Below are 21,752 nucleotides of genomic sequence, written 5' to 3'. Positions count from 1 at the left end.
CATGTATGGCCCCAGCTCGCTCCAAAATAATTGTAATCATAATTGTTACCCTGTTTCTTCTTAGTGGTACCTGGTGGTGGACGCTACTCAGGGATTCACCTGATTCAGAGTTGGTCTTCACGCCTAATACGGCCAAGCCTCCAGTTACAACAACGATGCCCCCTCAAAAAGAAAGTGTACAACATCCTACTGCTGAGATCCTGAGTAAGCGGATTGTTGAGTACCATCTGGATGTTTCTTTAGACCCTAATGAAAAAGTTCTAGAGGGATCAGAGACCCTTACATGGACACATCCAGGAAAAAACACAGTTACCGAACTTTATTTCCACATGTATCCGAACGCTTTCTCTTCTATGGATACTACCTTTATGAAGGAATCGGGTGGAAAACTACGGAATGACACCATGCCTACGAATGGCTTTGGCTCCATGACCCTTACAGAGCTTGAGACAACAGAAGGACTCTCTCTTATGCATCGTATTCAGTATGTACAACCTGATGATGGCAATAGCAAGGACACGAGTCTTATTAAAGTACGACTTCCCCGCCCGGTAAAAGGTGGAGAGAGTATCACACTTAATATGAAGTTTCAAGTGAAGCTCCCTCAAATATTCGCTCGTATGGGGGTCGCAGATAACTTCTTTATGGCTGGACAATGGTTTCCTAAGATTAGTGTCTACGAGCCTGCTGGTTTAAGAGGACGCGCTACAGAAGGTTGGAATCTCCATCAGTATCACGGTAACTCTGAGTTCTATGCTGATTTCGGTATCTACAATGTGCGTATTCATGTTCCAGAGAACTATATTGTAGCCGCAACAGGCTTTCCAATTAAATCAGCACGGATTCTCAAAGGCGAGAAAATTTACCAGTTCTATGCTGATGATGTGCACGATTTCGCTTGGTCTGCATCTCCTGACTTCGTTGTCGCTGAGAAGCCCTTCTCTTCTCCTGAAGTGCCTGGCGTTCGAATCAAGCTGTATTTAGACCCAGCCCATAAAGATATGAAGGAAAGGTATTTCTATGCTGCTGAGACGGCATTGAAATACTTCAGTAAATGGTACGGTCCCTACCCTTACTCAACACTTTCTATCGTGGTTCCCCCGGAATCCGGAAATGGTGCAGGAGGAATGGAATACCCGACCCTCATTACAGCCTTCGGTGCTAAGAACGACTCACCGGGTTATGAACTGGAACGAACGGTTATTCATGAGATCGGACACCAATATTTCTATGGGATGATTGCTAGTAATGAATTTGAAGAGGCTTGGTTAGATGAGGGATTCACCTCCTATGCAGAAGATAAGTTAATGGAGCAAGAATTTGGGCTCATTCCTAACCTTCCGGTACAAGCCGCAATGATCTCGCCTACTACACTTACACAAGAGGCATGGAAATACGGCTCACAAGACATTTACGCCCAGAATGTATATTATCGCGGCAAACTAGTGCTAAAAGGCATAGAGCGGCAAGTAGGGAACCAGACGATGAATAAAATTATGGCTACCTATACCAAGAAGTATCGATTTGGTCATCCCTCCACACGAGACTTTCAAAAAGTTGTGGAACAAGTTACACGCAAATCGTGGCAAACCTATTTCAATCAATATGTCTATGGCAAGCAAATGACAGACTTCGCCATAGATGACATCACCGTACAGAAAAAGGAGAGTAGTTCAGGAACCATATACGATTCAAATGTGACCGTTAGTCGACAAGATGGTAATTATCCTAATATCCCCATCCTTTTTACATTTGCAGATGGTCATACCCTCAAGAAAGTATGGAAGGGAAATGGAGATATCGCTCAATTTAAGCTCCAATACAAGTCGCCCCTATCCTGGGCCATGATTGATCCTCAATATACACTTGTGTTAGAGAACAAATATATCAACAACTATTTAAAGGCGGATCTCGACGTCAAGAAGGTATCCCGCTGGAATATTAGTGTCACCAAGTTAGTGGAAACACTGCTTGGAAGTCTATCCTGGTGAGGTGAGAGACGGTGAGGAGCAATATCGCCCATGGTTGGAAAGGTCTAAAAAATCAATTCTACGTCGTCATCATTCTATTTCTGTACCACTTGCTATTCGGATACTTTCTATACCGTTTGGTGAATTCGGCGGTAGTACCGCTACTTCAACGCTATCCTGATCCACCCCCCAATGAATTAAGTCAGATCTTATTCTATGTCGAAGGACAGATGGGCCTTGCCCATAGCCACACGGTTCATAACTATCTCTGGATTCTGTTAGGAATGCTACTATTACGAATGGTTCTTACTCCTTTTATTCATTCTGGTATATTTTACGGTCTCCACCAAGAACGTAAGGGAGAAATGGGTGCTTTCTTCTTTCAAGGCATGAAGCGTCATTGGAAACCTGTCATGTTATTCTATTGGATTGAAACAGTATTAGTTCTCATTCCTGCCTATTGGTTAGTACCGAAACTGTATTCCATGGCTATGACCGGACTTATGTCCCCTGGTATATTAACTGAAGCTATCCCCTGGTTAGTTGGGTGGTACATATACGGCTATATCATCCACCAGATTGTATTGTACATGCAATTTGGCTCAACTGGAGATGTCTCTATCTTCTCATCTATATGGATATGTTTACGACATGTCCTGGCCGTGATTGGAATCTCTCTTCTCCTGGGAGGACTAAATCTACTTCTCTTTTGCTTATTCACTGGCTTTTCTCTTTTTTGGACGGGAATACTCGCGCTCATTCTGCAACAAACATATCCAGTAATATCTTGTCTATTTAAAATGTGGAACATCACCTCACAGTATAATTTGTGGGCAACCAAGCTTATAAAAAAATAAATATATATTTGCATATTATATCTTTAGCCCCCTGATACAAGAAGAAACCCACCTTTTTTGGATGAAAAAGGTGGGTTTCTTCTTGTCCTATTGTGTGGTTTAGGTTTGCCAAAGTGTAAAACCTCTGTTAAACTCATTTAGTAACAACTTTGTAATCTTTATTACGACCTCTGAAATTTATCATCGTAGTTTGTCACTTTCAGGTGCACGAAACAGCCAAATTCCTAAGCACCAGGAAACGGGGGAACCATTTTATGGGTGAATTGATCTCGAAACAGAGGGATCATAGGAGACCTTCTACCGAACCCTTAAGCTAACCTCGTAGGCATTGGAAGGGGAACAATGATTTGAAGAAGAATGTAGTCGCTACAGCCTTGAGCGTGGCTCTTGCATTGACGATAGGAACGGGTAGCGTATTTGCCGATTCAAAGATGGACTCCGTGATTGACAATACGATTGGAGTTACATATAAAACGGGTGGAACAACCGCAAATGGATTTGATTGTTCTGGCTTTACTCGTTATGTATTCTTAAAATTAGGCGTGACTTTGCCACGTCAGTCTGTTTCTCAGTACCACACAGGTACCGCTGTATCGAAAAGCCAAATGAGACCTGGCGACCTGGTGTTCTTTAACACTTCAGGAAAAGGTGTATCTCACGTCGGGATATTTGTAGGTAGTGGAAAATTTGCACATGCCTCTTCTTCACATGGGGTAATTGTTAGTTCACTTTCAGAAAGCTACTATTCTAAACGTTATGTTGGCGCAAAAAGAGTAATGAGTACTTCTAAATATCAAGCTGCAGCTTATAACTAAATATAATGTGATAAATTATTAGGACCCTTAGATGAGCTGAAGTCTCTCTAAGGGTTTCTTATATACTAAGACGTACGAAGTCAGAAAAAGTTGACGATTAACCAAAATGTTTTTTTATAGTTAAGAGTCAGTTTAATTTCCAACACATAATCCCCGCCCACTAAATACCATAATTAAACAATTAAGGACACGTATTCTAGTAATCTACCTTTATTTTGTAAAATGTTAGATAAATTCCATCAAAGTTTACAGAAACAATTGCCAAACTCCCATTCCTTTGTTACAATAAATCCAGTAAGTTTTTAGTAACAACTTTGTAATAAGTTTTGTAATCATTTAATGTTAATTATATCTGCCGAATTCCCAATTATGGGAAGTGGGGGAACCAGTCTTGGGTGAATTGATCTTGCAGCAGAGGGATCATAGGGAACCTTCAACCGAATCCTTAAGCTAACCTCGCAGGCACCGGAAGGAGTTAACTTTTTTGAAGAAGAAATTAACAACTACAGTATTAGGATTAACATTATTATTTTCAATTGGAACTGGTAGCGCTTTCGCGGATTCTACACTAGATGAGGCTATCAAACCAACAATTGGTTCTGCATATAAGGGCGGCGGAGTTAACACTAATGGATTCGACTGTTCTGGATTCACATTGTACATATTCAATAAACTAGGTATTGATTTACCTCACCAATCCGGATCTCAATTCAGTATGGGAACTGCCGTTAGTCGTAGCGATTTAAGAGAAGGCGATTTAGTTTTCTTTAATACAAGTGGCAAAGGTGTTTCACACGTTGGAATCTATGTTGGTAATGGTAAGTTTGCACATGCCTCTTCATCCAATGGTGTTATCATTAACTCACTCAGTGAATCCTATTATGTCAACCGCTATGTTGGTGCCAAAAGAATTATGAGTAATACTACGTATGAGTCTGTTGCTACAGACAAATAGTTTTTCTACAACCCGACCTGTGGATGAGATCCTTAATCTCAACTACAGGTTTTTTTATTTGTCACATTTGTACCTAACTCTCAACTGACTAAACTACTAACATGTCATCATATATTTATTCATATACTTATGATAAGTTGCCCATACTCTTCATTAACCACCCTGCTGATAAGTAAACAGTTATTACGTACAGCATTGTACATATTTATTATGAACTCCTTCATTTCATTCAAAGAAAGGAACAATCAATATGACTAACTCACCATTTATCATAACTTCTATGACCACTGAACATGCTCGTGCTATATCTGAATGGGTTTACCCACCTCCCTACAGTATTTATGGATGGATGCCCTGGAATCAGATGGAGGAGCTTCATATTGAGTTTGGAGATCCAATGCTTCGGAAGGAGCAATATGCCTCTATCATCAACTTGAATGGAGAGTTATGTGGTTTCACTCAATTCTTCCCACTAGAAGGGGTGACAAGGCTTGGTATTGGCTTACATCCTAAATTATGTGGACAGGGAATGGGAAACTTGGTTGTTCAATCTATTGTGCATGAGGCGCAACGACGGAAACCTCAAGATGAAATTGACTTAGAAGTTTTAACTTGGAATATACGTGCTATTAAGGCATACCAAAAGGCAGGGTTTGAAATTACAGACACATATGAACGCATGACTCCAGATGGGAGCAAACCATTTTATTGCATGGTTTATAGTAATACCTGCGATAACCATGATAAATAGCACATATTCTACTGATTATCGCAACAAATATTGGAATTTAATTCTCTTTTTTGACACAAATGCTTCCAGTTCCGCTATAATATAATCATCAGCTTAATAGCTTACATAGAAAGGACGAAAAAGATGCAAAAGTATATCATGAGCGGTTTCTTTTTTACTGCCTGTGTTGTAGCCATTGTACTTATGTTTACACTTCCTGGTAAAGAGCAAGTAGCAGAGGAAGCGAAACCTAGCATGCCTGAAGTTGTATTAGATGCTACTGTAGCCGAGTCTACTATTAAAGCAAATTGCATAAGTTGCCACGGGGATCAACTGCAAGGTGGGGTAGGTCCAAACTTACAGAAGATTGGTAGCACCATGTCAGCTGAAGAGACATATGCTCTTGTAAGTAAAGGGAAAGGCATGATGCCTTCTTTTAAAGGAAAACTAGAAAATGAAGAAATCGCCAACGTGGCCCAGTTCTTAGCTCAAAAAAAATAACCATATCTAATAAAAACAGGTATCCACCTATTGGCGGATACCTGTTTCTTTTCAAGAATCACTTCTGATCTCTATCTCTTCATTTGTGCTTCATCATTTCTGCTTCACGTTCTCTTTCACTCGCACACATTTTCTCGTATGCCTCATTGTACTGGCGAGCTTCTTTCATATCAATAGCGGTAAGATATCCTTCATCCCAAGAGGTAAGACGGAGAATTACAGTTTTGTAGTTAATGGTGATTAGAGGATGATGGTTAAAGGCTTCCGAAATAGTAGCTACTTCGTCAACGAAGGAAATTCCTTTCATAAAACTAGAAAATATATATTTACGTTCTATAAAGCGCTCCTCGACCAATTTCCACCCCTTAAGCAGATTCATATGTGCATCTAATTGTTCTTTTGTATATGTCACTCTTTAGGCTGCCTCCTTTCTAAACCACAATCTATTCCCCGGGTTCACCAAGAATACTTATTACCCTCTTATTCATCTGAACAATTCATATAACCTCTTATCATTGTATTCTCACAATATATTTTCATGCGCAACATTTCTCTTATTAGATTAATGCTACATAAGCAAGTTCTGTATCGCCAATTAACACATTAATTCGGTGAGTATCCTGATCATGAATGACAATCCCACTTCCAACTGTAATGACAGGTTCTGTACCTAGCCCATAAAATAAATCCTCAGCTAATGCCTCCATCACCTCATGTTTATCCTCTTCAGGTAACTGTGCCCATTCATCTGCCTCCATCTCGAAAAATAGAAAGCTATCTTCAATCTGGCCTACAGCTACCGTTAACTCTTTTAGAATTTCATCATACTCGCGACCATGTTTCACACCCAATTTATACCCCTCCATTAGTCTATTTAACAATACTTTTACAATTCATTTCATTATACAGTAAAAAAGCCCTTAAATAAAAAGCCCATTATGACGATAAATAATATAATGCGTCTCTTGTGCGACAGTCCATCATTATTATTTTTCAAATGGCAGCATGAAAGGATTCAATTCAATTTCTCATGGATGAGGTGTACAATGGAAATTTCAACGATTATTGGTTTAATTCTAGGTATTGTCTCAGTACTTGTAGGTATGGCGCTCAAAGGAACACCACTGGCAAGCCTTTTAGTACCCGCTGCTTATATCATTATTTTGGGAGGTACGGCAGCTACCCTCTTTATTGGTTTTCCCATGTCAGAGCTCAAAAAAATCCCAAAACTAATTAAAATTGTTTTTGTAAAACAGCAACTCATGGATCGAAAAAAAATGATTACACTCTTTATGGAATGGGCTTCTATAACAAGACGTGAGGGACTACTTGCATTAGAAACAAAGGTTGAAGAAATTGACGATGATTTCTTACGCAATGGTATGCGAATGATCATCGACGGAAACGACCAAGAATTTGTTCGTGATGTATTAATGGAAGATGTCAATGCAACCGAGGATCGTCACAAAGCTGGAGCCCTCATTTTCTCCCAAGCCGGTATGTACGCTCCTTCTCTAGGGGTATTGGGTGCTGTTATTGGTCTTATTGCCGCTTTGACTCAAATGGAAGATATGGTGAAACTTGCAGAGGCTATTGGAGCCGCCTTTCTTGCAACGATGCTTGGTATTTTCTCTGGATATGTTTTGTTTCATCCAATTTCTAACAAGCTTAAACGTTTATCAAAAACTGAAGTGGAACTTAGACTTATGATGATCGAAGGTCTGTTATCTATTCAATCTGGTGTATCAACCATCGCTATTAACCAGAAACTGTCCGTCTTCTTAACCCCTTCTGAACGTGCAGAGATCAGACAGAAGGAGGGTGACTCAGGTGAACAATAGGACTAGACGTGAAGAGCACGAGGAACATGCTAACGAGACATGGTTACTCCCTTATGCAGACCTTCTTACTCTACTTCTAGCTCTCTTTATTGTTCTGTATTCCATGAGTGCAGTTGATGCCAAGAAGTTCGAAGAGATGAGTGATGCCTTCAATTCTATCTTCACTTCTGGAAGTGGTGTGCTAGACTATGAATCGCCTACCCCCACTCAAGAAGATTCATTAAGTAAGATAACTACCAAGAACAATGACGATCTTACTTCTAAAAAGGATACTCTGAAGGAACAGCAAGCACTGCTTAGAAAGCAAGAACAGATCGATTTAGAAAAATTAAAAAATCAAATTGATCAATATATTCAGAACAGTGGACTTACAAGCCAGCTTGAAACCAAGCTTAACCAGTCCCAGTTAATGATCACTATTAGTGACTCAGCATTATTTCCATCTGGTAAAGCTACGGTCAAACCAGAATCCAAGCAATTAGCTGCAGCCATATCAAATATGTTACAAAACTTCCCTGACTATGATATTGTCGTCTCAGGGCATACAGATAATGTTCCGATCTATAACACAGATTATGAATCCAACTGGGATCTAAGTTCTGATCGAGCATTACAATTCATGAAAATACTTCTATTGAACAGTAATCTCGATCCTAAAAAGTTCACTCCAGTTGGTTATGGTGAATACCATCCAATCGTAGATAACAATAATAATGTGAATCGAGCTAAGAATCGTCGAGTTGAGGTATCTCTCATACGGAAGTACCAAGACCTCGAGAAAGTATTGAGTGTTACAGACGTTAAGGATTAATAATAAGAAAAACGCCTATATCAATAGGCGTTTTTTCTTTGTCTACAAAGATGATACAGATAGCTTGATCGTCTTCTGTAACCATCCTGTATATTATGCATGGTTTACTCTAATGTGTAATTCAACAAGTTCCCAAGGACCTGCTTCTCTTCCGTTGTTAGATCCCACCACGTTCCCACTTTGTGATCTCGAAGCTGTATATTCATAATTCGGACACGTTGAAGATCGGTAACCTCGTATCCAAATGCCTGACACATCCGGCGAATTTGTCGATTCTTACCTTCTGTTAAAATAATGCGGAATTTCCTCTCAGCTAATTTAGTTAACTCACAGGGGCGTGTCATTTCACCAAGGATCTTCACACCTGACGCCATCCCTTTTACAAAGGAGTCCGTTACAGGGCGATCTACACTCACTAAGTATTCCTTCTCATGTTTACCCTCAGCTCGTAAAATTCTATTTACGATATCTCCATCATTCGTTAGAAGAATTAAACCTTCAGAATCCTTATCCAATCTTCCTATAGGGAAAATACGCTCTGAATGACCAACGAAATCTACAATATTCCCTTGAATATGTAACTCTGTCGTACATGTTATACCAATGGGTTTATTTAAGGCAATATAGACATGCTTCTTTTTCGAAGCCAAAGGCTCCCCATTAATTCGTACGTCATCACCTTCCTCAGCTTGACTGCCGAGTACTGCTAACTCTCCGTTTATTGTTACTTCACCGTTCTCTACCTTTTTATCCGCTTCTCTACGAGAACAGAAGCCTGTCTCGCTGATGAATTTATTAATCCTCACTTACTACTCACCTCTATGTTTAGTTATTCGCATCGTTAATCTGTGTGGATATCGGGAGGAGTATTTTAATCAGAGTTCCTTTATCAACTTTACTCTCTACCTCAAGAATCCCTTTGTGTCCTTGGATAATTCTTTGACTTATCATGAGCCCGAGTCCTGTCCCACTTTCTTTGTTGGAAAAGAAGGGTTCTCCAAGTTTCGATAACATTTCCTCAGGAATGCCTACACCTTGATCCTGAATAGATATTTGGACATAATTCGAGTCTGAAATCGACAAGTGAATGGTAATGACTCCCCCTAATGGCATAGCCTCCATTGCATTTTTAAGGACATTAATAAAGACCTGCTTTAATTGATTCTCTTCACAATGAACTCTAACTTCTTCTTCGGGAAAATCATACTTGAACTCAGTATTACATAAATGAGCCTGACTATCCAATAAGGATACCACATCTTCTAATATCAACCGAATATCTTTTTCTTGGTATAACACAGCTTGAGGTTTAGCCAGAATTAGAAACTCACTAACTATAAGGTTTATACGATCTATTTCGGAAAGCATAATATCTATATGGCGTTCATTCAGTTTCTTATTTTCCTTTTGAAGCTGCATAAATCCGCGAAGTGTCGTCAATGGGTTACGAATCTCGTGTGCCACACCCGCAGCGAGTTCGCCAACCGTAGTCAGCTTCTCAGAACGTCGCAATAATTCCTCCATCCGATTACGTTCTGTCATATCCCGTGAGACACTGATTAAGGAGACAATATGGCCATCTTTGTCCCGAACGGTTGACGTGTTTATGCTGACCTCCACCATAGATCCGCCTTTCCTTACATGGACAGTCTCCATCGGTTGTGGATGTTTACCATTTAAGATTTGTTGAATTCTCTCTAACTCTTCGAACTCTAAGTGGTTGGGTATAATGTTTAGCTTCCGTCCTATTACCTCATCATTTCTCCAACCGTACAGCTCTTCAAATGCCTTATTTACTTCAATAATATTTCTATATATATCTACCACATATATGGCGTCTGCCGTTTGATTGATGACCGATTCTAAGTGCTCTTTTACAGAACTCTTCTCTTCTATGGTCTTCTTTAATTGGTTCGTATTATAGTTCATACTGTATGCCAATGCACTAATTCGAGTAGATAGGAGACCTAACTCATCTGTTGAATGTACGGCTAAATATGTATTAAAGTTGCCATTCTCAACATCAATCAATTTTTGAAGAATTAATTGAATGGGTCTAACCATATATCTAGCTAATAAATAAGAACCTACTATGCTCATAATAAATAAAACTAAAGAAATATAAATTTGATTGACTGCCCGTTCCTTTGCATCAAAAAATATGGACACCTTATCCATAACAATACTAATGACATATGCAGATTCATCATGCCTGATCGTAGGTATAAAACTTTTTAAAACTTGAGTACCATGAATAGTCTCCTCAAGTAAAACACGTTTACCATTAGTCATGACTTCTATAATGGCTTCCCTATCATGATCTATATTACTGTAGTCGTAGGTACCAAAACGAATAGGTCGATTGCTAAGTTTAAAAATTTGGCTACTGGAATTAGCCGTTAGTCTACTACTACCAAATGTTAAAGGATTAATCCCTGTGATCTCTAATACCTGCTTATTATTTTTTAAAGTATCTGCTATGGTATCCTCCAAACTCACCATTTGCTCCGACTTGTTGGTAAGAGTATTATACATATAGGTATTTATGATATAATTTCGTTTACCGTCATAATAACATCCCGATTTATGCATGTTGTAGGGATATGAAGTAGAGTATTCAAAGGGCCCTGCTAAGAAATGATCGAAGTTGATCTGCTCAGAAGAGACTTCCTCTATATGATCGAACAATTGGAAAAGAGACCTCTTCCCGTACCCTAGACCTACACTAGATTGTCCCACTTCTGTGGAATCAGATGATTTCGTAACAATGACATCGTCACTCGTCCGAGATAGTAAAGAAATGCGTGATAAACCCATGTCCTTGCTAAGTTTAGTCAGTTGCTCATTAGTAATATTAGTGATCTCAGCATCTAACTCATTAGAGACTCTGATTGAGCTAAGCCGGAGGTACTCTTCCAACTTTTGTTCTACATGATCAGCGCTTTCTTGACTTTGTTCCATTGCAATTGCAATTTCCTCAGCAATCGACATCATCTCTGCCTCAGTATCTTTTTGAAGCTTATTCGTATTCATATGATAAGTTAATGCGATATTCAAAACTAAAATCATCAGAATGGCACTAGATATAACTACGGTTAATTTTATTTTAATAGACAAGAAACAATTCACCTCTTGGCATTGGCAACAAGGGGTCTTGGTGATCAATGTAATATTTGCCCTATTCTACATATAATACCGCTATCCCATGATTTTGAAAAGCATTGATAAGAGTCGCAGCTTCTACAACAGATAGAATTGGCTACACTATTCATAAAAGCCAAATAGTTTATCCACATACCAACAGTTTTATATTTATTATGTGTATAACTTTGTTGATATATTTTAAGTTATGCACAATGTTGTGCACATCATGTTAACAACCGAATATTTGTTCGTCAGAAACCGTCATTTTTTACGTTAGGAGGCTACTATATAATGAGTTATCCACAAAATACCCCCATATGGAATTCATCTATGGATCAGACCGTACATGAATATTGGATGCAACAAGCTATTCTTTTAGCAAAAGAGGCCGAAGTTCTCGGTGAGGTTCCCATTGGAGCTATCATTGTTCGGGGTGATGAAGTTGTAGGACGCGGATATAATTTAAGAGAACAAACCTTGGATCCAACTGCACATGCAGAAATGATTGCCATCCGCGATGCTAGCCAATACCTTGATGCCTGGCGCCTTCTAGAATGCAGATTATATGTAACACTTGAACCTTGCCCTATGTGTGCAGGAGCGATCGTGCAGTCCCGCATACCCCAGGTGATATATGGTACAACCGATCCTAAAGCAGGCTGTGCAGGTACATTAATGAATCTCCTGCAAGAACCCCGCTTTAATCATAGAACAGAGGTCATTCCAGATGTGTTGCAGAAAGAATGTGCACAATTACTAACCGACTTTTTCCGCAGACTACGCAACAAATAACTTATATACAATATAATTGGAGGCATTTTTTCTGTGAACGTTACCTTTCATGAACCGATTACTGGTATCTTTATTCGTCCCTTACAGTTAAATGATAGTATGTCCTTATTAAATCTACGACTACGTACAAGAACGATTTATGCAGCCTTTGAACCTCGTCAATATGACGACTTCTATACCCATTATGAACAACAACAAGTTATATTACGCCGAACGCAAGATGCAGAGAATGATCATGCCTATATGTTCGGTATCTTTAATCGGAATAAGGACCTCATTGGGCAAATAACCCTCTCTAATATAGTTCGTGGTGTAGGTCAGTTCGCTGATATTGGTTATTTCATTGATCCTGAGGAGAAGAATAAAGGTTATATGACCGCAGCATTAAAATTGACTCTCCAATATGCCTTTCAGAGTTTGGGGCTTCATCGCATCCAGGCAGCTATTCTAACTCATAACCAGCCTTCCCGTCGTGTATTAGAGAAATCTGGATTTCAACCAGAAGGCATAGCTCGTAAACTTGTAAAAATAAATGATCAATGGCAGGATCATCAGACATTTGCTATTCTTGTAGATGAGTTTAACCCTTCTTGAGACATTAGATAAATGTAGGACTAATAAATTACAATTCAGTTTTAAACACAAAGATACCCGCACATCATGATGTGCGGGTATCTTCTATTAAGAAACTAATTAATTTCCCATTTCCTGTTGAAACTGTTCCATTGTGAGGACGTCGTCGCCAGCAGGAATACCAATTTTAAATGTTTGCTTCTCATTGATCTTACTGTACTGAGATGAACCCTTCATTGCAATTTTCACATCTTGTTTTGTTTCCGCATCATTCACTTCGATATTCATTACGAAATCTTGATATGTTGGGAAATCTTTTTTATCAACTGCTGTATTCATATGAAAAGCATTAATCTTCAATTGAGACTTTAATTCTTCAAGACTTTTATTAAATTCATCTTTATTAGTAGAATTCAATTGATCCTTCGCTTCTTGGATGTCTTCAGTAGTCAATCCAAGAGTCTCACGGTACTCATCTTTACTAATGATATTAAGAATATTAGGCATTACTTTATCAACTAAGATGGTGATTGCCTCTTTTACATTATCATTTGTAACAGCAAATTGAGCAACCTGTTTAGCTTCTACACCTTCAGGAAGGTTAGCATCTTTAACTTTAATATCTTTGAAATATTTAGCTTCATCATATTCAGCAAAGAGTGCATTAGATAATTCATTCGTTAATTTTTGTGTTTTTTCAGGGTTGAATGTATCTAGATTAAAGCTAGTTCCTTCTTCTGCTGCAATCTCTTTTAGATCTACTTCAACATATTTATTTACAACGTTCTCAGGAATCGGAAGGAAAGGAATACTTGGTACTTTAATATAAAGTTTTTCCTTAGTCATTACCATTGGAATAGTAAAAGTCATTGCCATATCACCTTTTAGATTTAACCCCATGGTTAACTCTGTTTGCATCGGATCCGCTTGGTATACTCCATCAACTGTTAATTCAGCATTCTTGAGCATACTCATCACTGCACCCATACTAGCATCGTCTACTAAATCTGGTGCTGTGATATTCAATTCTTCGATAACTACCTTACTCGTCATTTCATAAGAATTCATCTTCATAGCATTCCCCACAGAGCTTTGCATTGCCTCTTTCGGGTTCTGCTTACTGTTACAGCCAGATAACACGACTGTCATTGCTAAGAGCAACGTCAGCACGATTGCTGCAAATTTCTTATTCATTTAGTTCTCCCCCTTCAGTCTGTAACTATAGTCACTTTATTAATCATAACCTAATTTTCTGACGCGCGAAACAGTTTGTCGAAAATAATTTACCGAAATATTATATTTTTTTCTTATATTTTCATAATATAATACTTTATTTGAACCTCTCCCATAATAACGTAAATAACACCTTAGTAAAGAACTAAGGTGTCTCTCAGTTTTCTATTCATTTGTCCCTTATCGGTCAACCCTGTTTGTTCAAGTGATCTACATGGTTGCGGTTCTTTACTTTCTTGGACCCAGAAAGTGGCTCTTGCATTGAGTTTGAGTCATTCTCATTTCGATGCTGGCGCTTCTCCTGTGCTTCAGGAACAGGAATTGTTTTTGGTTTACTCATCGTGTTCACCCCGTTTCTAAGATACCCCTTATCTTAAGAAGGGTCTGTTACATCATGTAATGATTGAGCACATTCATGAATATGACGTGTATAATCTCCAGCTAAGCTCTGAATAACTTCGGTATGCTCATCTACCGAGCGACCGTCTCGTTCGACATCCACTAATTCGACCCCAACCTCACGTGGATCCTTATAGGTACATTGGAAGTCGAAGGAATAAGCTTGTCTTCCAGCCGTACCTATATGGATCCTAATGCTGTTAGAATCGCTCTCATCAGCCATTACAGTTGTTTGGTCAGATGGATGAAGAACAGTAGGTAATTTAGACTGCCATGCATTTACAAGCTGATTCTGATTCAATTGAAATTGTTGGTCCATGAAGAACACCTCCCCTTCCTTATAAGTTGTGATAAGGGGCATTTTTTTATACAAAAAAACCATTCTCATTTACTGAGAATGGTTAGTAATTTAATAATAATGGCGGAGAGGGTGGGATTCGAACCCACGTGGAGTTGCCCCCTAACGGTTTTCAAGACCGCCCCGTTATGACCGCTTCGGTACCTCTCCAAACAGTTACTCAGTTGTTTTTGATAGATAATTAATCTCTAACAACAAAAACTATCTTATCACAACTGAATAACATAATGCAAGCTTTTTTTTAGAATAATTATTTTTTCGGTGAAATGACTTTAATGTTTCCCATATAAGGTTGAAGAACCTCAGGAATCAGAACACTGCCATCTTCTTGTTGATAGTTCTCAAGAATCGCAGCAAACGTACGCCCAACGGCTAGTGCAGAACCATTCAAAGTATGAACGAATTCTGGCTTAGACTTCGCTTCCTGACGGAATCGAATGTTAGCACGACGTGCTTGGAAGTCCTCTGTATTCGAGCAAGAGGATATCTCACGATACATATCGCTCTCAGGAAGCCACACTTCTAGATCATAGGTCTTTGCAGCTGAGAACCCCATATCCCCTGTACTTAGAGCTAATACTCGATAAGGTAGCTTAAGAAGCTGTAGTACTTGTTCTGCATCGGCAGTCATTTTCTCCAATTCTTCATAGGAGGAATCCGGATGAACTACTTTCACAAGTTCAACCTTATTGAATTGGTGCTGACGAATAAGCCCACGAGTGTCTCTACCTGCAGATCCAGCTTCAGAACGGAAACATGAACTATAGGCAACAAAACACTTAGGCAAATCCTCCAATGTAAGGATCTCATCACGATAATAGTTGGTCACTGGCACTTCCGCGGTCGGAATCAAATAATAGTCCGTATCTCGAAGTTTGAACAAGTCCTCTTCAAACTTCGGAAGTTGCCCCGTGCCGCGTAAGCTGTCGCCATTTACGATATACGGTGGAAGTATTTCTTCATAACCGTGTTTGTCACTGTGTAAATCCATCATAAAGCTGATTAGAGCCCGTTCTAGACGTGCTCCCAACCCTTTGTAGAAGGTAAAGCGAGACCCCGTAACCTTAGCTGCTGCTTCGAAATCAAGAATGCCTAGATCTTGTGCGATATCCCAATGTGCTTTAGGTGTAAAATTAAAAGCTGTAGGTTCTGCCCAACGACGTACTTCTACATTGTCAGCTTCTGATTTACCCAGCGGTACCGATTCATGAGGAATATTAGGGATCGCCATTGTTAAATCAGCGATACTCACTTCTAATTCTCTCACTTCTTCATCAAGGCCTTTAATCTGATCAGATACTTCACGCATTTCTAAAATTAAAGATTCTGCATCTTCACCATTCTTCTTGCGTTTAGCCACCTCACCTGATACCGTGTTTCTACGACTCTTCAGAGTTTCACTCTCTAGTAACAGTTCTCTACGGCGTCCATCTAGTCTAGGGAAATCAGCAATCAAATCGAGGGACTTACCTCGTTTCTTTAATGCTTCTTCCACCTTAGCATAATCACCGCGCAATATTTTTACATCTAACACAGGAATACCCTCCTCAAGAAAAACAACCTCAACCCCTTGGTCAAATAAATGATTCCCCCAAGCATCCACATCGTAAACGGAGCCTCTTCCCGGAAAAAATTTATCTGTTCATCAGCCATATCCAACAAGGAATTACAACTGAATCCATAAAGGTCAAGGTGTTCTTATTAACATTCTGTAATTTAACTGATACTACACTGACTTGCTCTAATCATATCCACAAAGTATTGATGTAGACGATAGTCATCCGTCAATTCTGGATGATACGAAGACACCAACAGATGTCCTTGTCTTGCTGTAACGATCTCATCTTGATATGTGGAGAGAACTTCAACGTGATCGCCTACACTCGTAATGAGCGGCGCTCTAATGAACACTGCTCTAACAAGTTCATCGATACCCTTCACACTCAAGTCTGTCTCAAAGCTCTCACGCTGACGCCCAAAGGCATTTCGCGCGACTGTAATATCCATCAACTCTAGATGTGCCTCATCTTGGCCTTCAATTCTCTGAGCAAGCAATATAAGGCCTGCACATGTTCCAAATATAGGCTTACCAGCTGCTGAGAACTCGCGAATAGCTTCAATAAAACCATAATTACGCATGAGTTTACCGATCGTCGTACTCTCACCACCAGGAATGATTAGCCCCTGAACATCTGCTAGTTCCTCAACTCTTTTCACTGATAATCCTACAGCACCTGCAAGTTCAATGCTACGAATATGCTCTTTGACAGCTCCCTGTAATGCTAATACTCCAACCTTCATAACAAGACCTTCTCTCTTACCAGCCGCGGTCTTGCATGCGCTCAGAAGGTTGTAAAGACGAAATCTCAATGCCTTTCATTGCAGCGCCCAGATTTTTAGATACTTCTGCAATTAATTTATAATCTTGGAAGTGGGTTGTGGCTTCCACGATTGCACGTGCGAATTTCTCCGGATTCTCCGACTTAAAAATACCGGAACCTACAAATACGCCATCCGCACCTAAGTGCATCATCAAAGCGGCATCTGCTGGAGTTGCAACACCACCTGCTGCAAAGTTAACAACAGGTAATTTGCCTAACTGTTGAACTTCTAGCAACAAGTTATGGGCAACACCCAAATTTTTTGCTTCAGCATACAGCTCGTCCTTCGACATATTCTGTACTTTACGAATTTGACCATTAATATGACGCATGTGACGTACAGCTTCAACAATGTTGCCTGTTCCTGGCTCACCCTTGGTACGAATCATCGAGGCACCTTCACCAATACGACGTAGGGCTTCCCCAAGATCTTTTGCACCACATACAAAGGGAACCGTGAAATCCCACTTATCAATATGGAATACCTCATCTGCTGGAGTTAGTACTTCACTTTCATCAAGGTAGTCCACTCCAAGAGACTCTAACACTTTTGCTTCTACGAAATGACCGATGCGTGCCTTCGCCATCACTGGAATGGATACGACCTTCATAACCTCTTCCACAATCGTAGGATCCGCCATACGAGCAACGCCACCTGCTGCTCGAATATCGGAGGGAACTCGTTCTAAAGCCATGACAGCTGTTGCACCTGCTGCTTCAGCAATTTTAGCCTGCTCTGCATTCATGACATCCATAATGACGCCACCTTTTTGCATTTCTGCCATACCTCTTTTAACACGAGATGTTCCCGTTTCCATGTTTACGCCCCCTGAAATATATATGTTCAATTCATTACCTCTTCATACCAACTTCCATGATGAAAGAAATGAACGGTAACTCCAATAACGACGAATAAGCGTATTATATTGATATTAGAAAAGATTTTTAATTTCGTCAAACAAATCGACAAATAAATCTTTAATGGCACGGAACAATAAACGGAACCATCCACCTTTTTCAACTTCATCAGCAGTTACCAGATTAACGGTCTTCTCCTGTGCTTGATTCATACCTTCCACTTTATAAGTGTAGGTGATGGTACCTACCTTGGTACCTTTAGCTATAGGAGCTACAAGCTTACTTGAATCCAAAAGAGTAACCTTAGATGTAACCGCAGGATTAGTTGTTCCTTTAGGAACCATAAAGTTAACATCCGATTCTGTTACAATAGCCACATTGTTCTCTACACCCTTTTTAACGGGTACAGTTTCAGTTCCCTCTACGACAGTCTTAGGAGCAATTACCTGTTTAACCTCGAAGTTATTAAATCCGAAGTCTAGCACTTTCTTCGTCTCAACAAAACGAGCGGCATTCGTCTCAGCTCCCATGACAACACTGATCAACCTCATGCCATCTCTTTCTGCAGTACCCGCAAAACAGTTCTTTGCTGCATCCGTATGACCTGTTTTTAATCCATCTAACCCTGGATAGGCATATGCCTTAAAGTTAGTTATATCCTTATTAGCTTCTAACATCCAGTTGTAATTAATGATCGGCTTAGTATCACGATCACGGAATTGGTATGACTGTACTGCCGTAAATCTAGAAAAGTCAGGATGATCTTGTACGATAAATTTCGCAAGTAGAGCCGTGTCCATAGCAGACATGACTGTCTCCTTATCTTCACTTGGTCTGAACTCTTCTGGCATATCTATCCGACTGAGGCCTGTTGAGTTAATGAAGAAAGCTGTCTTCATTCCCATACGCTTGGCTTGCTCATTCATCAGTTTAACGAAAGCTTGTTCAGAACCAGCAACACGTTCAGCTAAAGCCACAGTAGCATCATTGGCAGAACCAACAGCCATTGCTATGTATAATTCCTCAACCGTATGTTGATCACCTTCAGCCAAGAAAATACGTGAACCAATCGTTTGTTCTGAATTTTTACCTACTGTGACAACGTCGTCCCACTTCAACCTACCTTGCTTAACCTCGTCTGCTACGATATATTCCGTCATCATCTTTGTCATACTCGCAGGAGGCAAAGCGATGTCACTATTAACGGATAATAAAATTTCCCCCGTAGTAGGTTCGATAAGTACAGCTGATCTTACTTCTAATCCTAAACTAGCTACATCAGGAATACTGACAGCATTAGAAGCTACTTCAGGCTTCGTAGGTACAGTCACCTTTGCCTCTGTTTTCGTTGCTGACTCACCTTCAGCCATCACCACTAAAGGTAATGATGACATGCAAAACATATTTAATAGCATAACCGTAGCTATACTTTTCTTAAGCCATTTACGTCTACTAATTCTTACTGCTCTGTGTTTCAAAGAATATAAACTCCTCTCTATCTCTAACCAATAATAGTTTGCTCATCTTATTCTAACACAGCATATACATCAAAAAAAGACAGACAGAGCGAATTTCGCCCTGTCTTTAGTATAAGTCTGTATCGAAATATCGAAATTTCGGAATTAAACCGAGTAATTCGGTGCTTCTTTGGTAATTTGCACATCATGTGGATGACTTTCACGAAGTCCTGCTCCCGTGATTCGAATGAATTGCGTATCATTACGAAGCTCGTCCAATGTCTGAACACCACAATACCCCATTCCCGAACGAAGACCACCAATGAGCTGAAGGATTGTATCTGAGAGCGGCCCTTTATAGGCAACACGACCTTCAATACCCTCAGGCACCAATTTCTTATCATCATCTTGGAAATAACGATCTTTACTTCCCTGTTTCATAGCGCTGATTGATCCCATTCCGCGATATACTTTATATTTACGTCCTTGATATATCTCTGAATCTCCAGGACTCTCTTCCGTACCCGCAAACAAGCTACCTAACATTACAGCATGTCCACCAGCTGCGATGGCTTTCGTAATTTCTCCAGAGTACTTAATACCACCATCAGCAATAATTGGAATGCCATACTCTGCAGCCACCAATGCGCAATCGTAGATAGCCGTGATTTGTGGAACACCAATTCCAGCAATAACCCGAGTTGTACAGATTGATCCTGGTCCAATTCCCACTTTAACGACAGATGCACCAGCTTCAATCAATTCCCTTGTCGCATCCCCAGTAGCTACATTTCCAGCGATAATAGTAAGTTCAGGATGATTGTTGCGCAATTCGCGAACAGCATCAATAATGTTAATGTGATGGCCATGAGCAGAGTCAATTGTAATGACATCTACACCAGCGTTAACCAATGCCTCTGTACGCTCCAATGTATCCTTCGAGATACCAATTGCAGCACCCACCAAGAGACGACCTTGTGCATCTTTTGCAGCGTTAGGGAACTGAATGACTTTCTCAATATCTTTAATAGTAATAAGACCCTTAAGCGTGTTATTAGCATCCACTAACGGAAGTTTCTCAATTTTATGCTTCTGCAACAGAACTTCTGCCTCTTGAAGCGTCGTTCCTACAGGTGCAGTAACTAAGTTTTCTTGTGTCATCACATCACTGATCTTGATATTGTAATCATGAATAAATCTCAAATCACGATTTGTCAAAATACCTACCAGTTTTTTGTCCTCATTAACAATGGGCACCCCTGAGATACGGAACTTAGCCATAACTTGTTCAGCGTCTGATACTAAATGGTCTGGCGTTAGCGAGAATGGATTCGTAATTACACCACTCTCAGAGCGTTTCACACGATCCACTTCCTCAGCCTGTTGTTCTATCGACATATTCTTATGGATGATACCGATTCCGCCTTCTCTAGCGATAGCAATGGCTAGAGCAGCTTCGGTTACTGTATCCATACCCGCACTGATTAGTGGAATATTCAACTTAACGTTTTTGCTCAATCTTGTGGACACATCCACTTCCTTTGGCAAAAATACAGATTTACGAGGTACTAGTAGAACATCATCAAAAGTTAAACCTTCCTTACCAAACTTATCTTCACGCACCTTAAATGAGCCTCCTCTTTTTTCATCAGTGTATCAAATAAAACCTTATAAATAAGGTTGAAAATGCATTTTCTGAAAATATATTATTGCCATCTTAGCAAAGGGGGTTGGGGCTGTCAAGAATATCGACAAGTTTCTTTATATATCATTCCCAAGTCCTTATTTAAATAACACTGTCCCCCAGAGGAGGACAGTGTTATTTAAAATTAAATGCTCTTGTTCCATTCAACATTGTATATTACCTAGGAAATACTAATTATTGTTTGAACTAACAGAACTTTATCATAACAAAAGAACCACCATTGATTGAAATCAATAGTGGTTCTTGCGTGCTTGGCGGCGTCCTACTCTCCCAGGACCCTGCGGTCCAAGTACCATCGGCGCTGGAGGACTTAACGGTCGTGTTCGGGATGGGTACGTGTGGAACCCCTCCGCTATCGCCACCAAACGGGAT

Annotated in this window: 22 protein-coding genes, 1 tRNA gene, 1 rRNA gene and 2 riboswitches; of the genes, 10 read left to right on the top strand and 14 right to left on the bottom strand. The window is 39.8% G+C overall.

The genetic code is table 11. The features are described from left to right. The first annotated feature begins 5 nt into the window (after nucleotides 1-5). The 6 genes from AC1D69_RS24060 (at nucleotide 6) to AC1D69_RS24035 (ending at nucleotide 5,828) form a co-directional block, all read left to right on the top strand. Nucleotides 6-1,991, top strand: a complete 1,986-nt coding sequence (locus tag AC1D69_RS24060; protein WP_495458646.1) for a M1 family metallopeptidase — start codon at nucleotides 6-8, stop codon at nucleotides 1,989-1,991. Nucleotides 1,992-2,002: 11 nt separating this feature from the next. Continuing rightward, entirely contained in the window at nucleotides 2,003-2,827 is an 825-nt protein-coding gene (locus AC1D69_RS24055) for a hypothetical protein (protein WP_495458645.1), read from the top strand. Nucleotides 2,828-3,031: 204 nt separating this feature from the next. Beyond that, a riboswitch (cyclic di-AMP (ydaO/yuaA leader) is annotated at nucleotides 3,032-3,170 on the top strand. Nucleotides 3,171-3,174: 4 nt separating this feature from the next. Beyond that, nucleotides 3,175-3,642 (top strand): C40 family peptidase, encoded by a 468-nt coding sequence (locus AC1D69_RS24050; protein WP_495458644.1) that lies wholly within the window; start codon nucleotides 3,175-3,177, stop codon nucleotides 3,640-3,642. Nucleotides 3,643-3,985: 343 nt separating this feature from the next. Continuing rightward, a riboswitch (cyclic di-AMP (ydaO/yuaA leader) is annotated at nucleotides 3,986-4,122 on the top strand. A gap of 4 nt (nucleotides 4,123-4,126) precedes the next feature. Beyond that, nucleotides 4,127-4,597, top strand: a complete 471-nt coding sequence (locus AC1D69_RS24045; protein WP_495458643.1) for a C40 family peptidase — start codon at nucleotides 4,127-4,129, stop codon at nucleotides 4,595-4,597. Nucleotides 4,598-4,847: 250 nt separating this feature from the next. Beyond that, a complete protein-coding gene (locus AC1D69_RS24040) occupies nucleotides 4,848-5,348 on the top strand; it encodes a GNAT family N-acetyltransferase (protein ID WP_495458642.1) in 501 nt (166 codons plus the stop codon). 123 nt (nucleotides 5,349-5,471) lie between these two features. After that, nucleotides 5,472-5,828, top strand: coding sequence for a c-type cytochrome (locus AC1D69_RS24035; protein ID WP_495458641.1), 357 nt, complete (start codon nucleotides 5,472-5,474; stop codon nucleotides 5,826-5,828). Nucleotides 5,829-5,907: 79 nt separating this feature from the next. Here the strand turns inward: AC1D69_RS24035 and AC1D69_RS24030 are convergent, their stop codons facing one another. After that, the gene (locus AC1D69_RS24030) at nucleotides 5,908-6,240 is read right to left on the bottom strand and encodes a 4a-hydroxytetrahydrobiopterin dehydratase (RefSeq protein ID WP_495458640.1); all 333 of its coding nucleotides are present in this window, start codon (nucleotides 6,238-6,240) and stop codon (nucleotides 5,908-5,910) included. A 145-nt stretch (nucleotides 6,241-6,385) separates the two neighbouring features. After that, nucleotides 6,386-6,679 carry a hypothetical protein gene (locus tag AC1D69_RS24025; RefSeq protein ID WP_495458639.1) on the bottom strand — a complete coding sequence of 98 codons (294 nt, stop codon included), beginning with the start codon at nucleotides 6,677-6,679 and terminating at the stop codon, nucleotides 6,386-6,388. 195 nt (nucleotides 6,680-6,874) lie between these two features. Here AC1D69_RS24025 and motA point away from each other — a divergent pair, with 195 nt between their 5' ends. Beyond that, nucleotides 6,875-7,669, top strand: a complete 795-nt coding sequence (motA, locus tag AC1D69_RS24020; RefSeq protein ID WP_495458638.1) for a flagellar motor stator protein MotA — start codon at nucleotides 6,875-6,877, stop codon at nucleotides 7,667-7,669. Further along, entirely contained in the window at nucleotides 7,659-8,480 is an 822-nt protein-coding gene (gene motB / locus AC1D69_RS24015; protein WP_495458637.1) for a flagellar motor protein MotB, read from the top strand. The genes motA and motB overlap by 11 nt, the downstream gene beginning before the upstream one ends. A 104-nt stretch (nucleotides 8,481-8,584) precedes the next feature. Here the strand turns inward: motB and rluF are convergent, their stop codons facing one another. Together rluF and AC1D69_RS24005 are read right to left on the bottom strand one after the other, a co-directional pair. Continuing rightward, nucleotides 8,585-9,286 carry a 23S rRNA pseudouridine(2604) synthase RluF gene (rluF, locus tag AC1D69_RS24010; RefSeq protein ID WP_495458636.1) on the bottom strand — a complete coding sequence of 234 codons (702 nt, stop codon included), beginning with the start codon at nucleotides 9,284-9,286 and terminating at the stop codon, nucleotides 8,585-8,587. A 19-nt stretch (nucleotides 9,287-9,305) separates the two neighbouring features. Further along, a complete protein-coding gene (locus AC1D69_RS24005) occupies nucleotides 9,306-11,597 on the bottom strand; it encodes a PAS domain S-box protein (RefSeq protein WP_495458635.1) in 2,292 nt (763 codons plus the stop codon). Nucleotides 11,598-11,915: 318 nt separating this feature from the next. Here AC1D69_RS24005 and tadA point away from each other — a divergent pair, with 318 nt between their 5' ends. Next, the gene (tadA, locus tag AC1D69_RS24000) at nucleotides 11,916-12,416 is read left to right on the top strand and encodes a tRNA adenosine(34) deaminase TadA (protein WP_495458634.1); all 501 of its coding nucleotides are present in this window, start codon (nucleotides 11,916-11,918) and stop codon (nucleotides 12,414-12,416) included. A gap of 33 nt (nucleotides 12,417-12,449) precedes the next feature. Next, nucleotides 12,450-13,010, top strand: a complete 561-nt coding sequence (locus tag AC1D69_RS23995) for a GNAT family N-acetyltransferase (protein WP_495458633.1) — start codon at nucleotides 12,450-12,452, stop codon at nucleotides 13,008-13,010. 99 nt (nucleotides 13,011-13,109) lie between these two features. On the opposite strand, the gene AC1D69_RS23990 is transcribed toward AC1D69_RS23995, so the two are convergent. From AC1D69_RS23990 to rrf, 10 genes are all read right to left on the bottom strand, one after another. Then, entirely contained in the window at nucleotides 13,110-14,183 is a 1,074-nt protein-coding gene (locus tag AC1D69_RS23990; protein WP_495458632.1) for a DUF6612 family protein, read from the bottom strand. Between the two features lie 226 nt (nucleotides 14,184-14,409). Continuing rightward, a complete protein-coding gene (locus tag AC1D69_RS23985; RefSeq protein WP_495458631.1) occupies nucleotides 14,410-14,562 on the bottom strand; it encodes a small acid-soluble spore protein P in 153 nt (50 codons plus the stop codon). 33 nt (nucleotides 14,563-14,595) lie between these two features. Further along, entirely contained in the window at nucleotides 14,596-14,940 is a 345-nt protein-coding gene (locus AC1D69_RS23980) for a hypothetical protein (RefSeq protein ID WP_495458630.1), read from the bottom strand. 100 nt (nucleotides 14,941-15,040) lie between these two features. After that, a tRNA-Ser gene (locus AC1D69_RS23975) sits at nucleotides 15,041-15,129 on the bottom strand. Nucleotides 15,130-15,229: 100 nt separating this feature from the next. Next, nucleotides 15,230-16,513 (bottom strand): serine--tRNA ligase, encoded by a 1,284-nt coding sequence (gene serS, locus AC1D69_RS23970; protein ID WP_495458629.1) that lies wholly within the window; start codon nucleotides 16,511-16,513, stop codon nucleotides 15,230-15,232. A 182-nt stretch (nucleotides 16,514-16,695) separates the two neighbouring features. Continuing rightward, a complete protein-coding gene (pdxT, locus tag AC1D69_RS23965) occupies nucleotides 16,696-17,280 on the bottom strand; it encodes a pyridoxal 5'-phosphate synthase glutaminase subunit PdxT (protein WP_495458628.1) in 585 nt (194 codons plus the stop codon). 16 nt (nucleotides 17,281-17,296) lie between these two features. Beyond that, a complete protein-coding gene (gene pdxS, locus AC1D69_RS23960; protein ID WP_495458627.1) occupies nucleotides 17,297-18,178 on the bottom strand; it encodes a pyridoxal 5'-phosphate synthase lyase subunit PdxS in 882 nt (293 codons plus the stop codon). Nucleotides 18,179-18,292: 114 nt separating this feature from the next. Then, a complete protein-coding gene (locus AC1D69_RS23955) occupies nucleotides 18,293-19,696 on the bottom strand; it encodes a D-alanyl-D-alanine carboxypeptidase family protein (protein ID WP_495458626.1) in 1,404 nt (467 codons plus the stop codon). A 144-nt stretch (nucleotides 19,697-19,840) separates the two neighbouring features. Then, nucleotides 19,841-21,298, bottom strand: a complete 1,458-nt coding sequence (gene guaB, locus AC1D69_RS23950; protein WP_495458625.1) for an IMP dehydrogenase — start codon at nucleotides 21,296-21,298, stop codon at nucleotides 19,841-19,843. A gap of 331 nt (nucleotides 21,299-21,629) precedes the next feature. Next, nucleotides 21,630-21,746 (bottom strand): 5S ribosomal RNA (rrf, locus tag AC1D69_RS23945). Nucleotides 21,747-21,752: the final 6 nt, after the last annotated feature.

The sequence above is a fragment of the Paenibacillus sp. Y301 genome, assembly GCF_059445505.1.
Note: the sequence above shows the minus strand (reverse complement) of the source record. Positions and strands in the feature narration are given on the sequence as shown.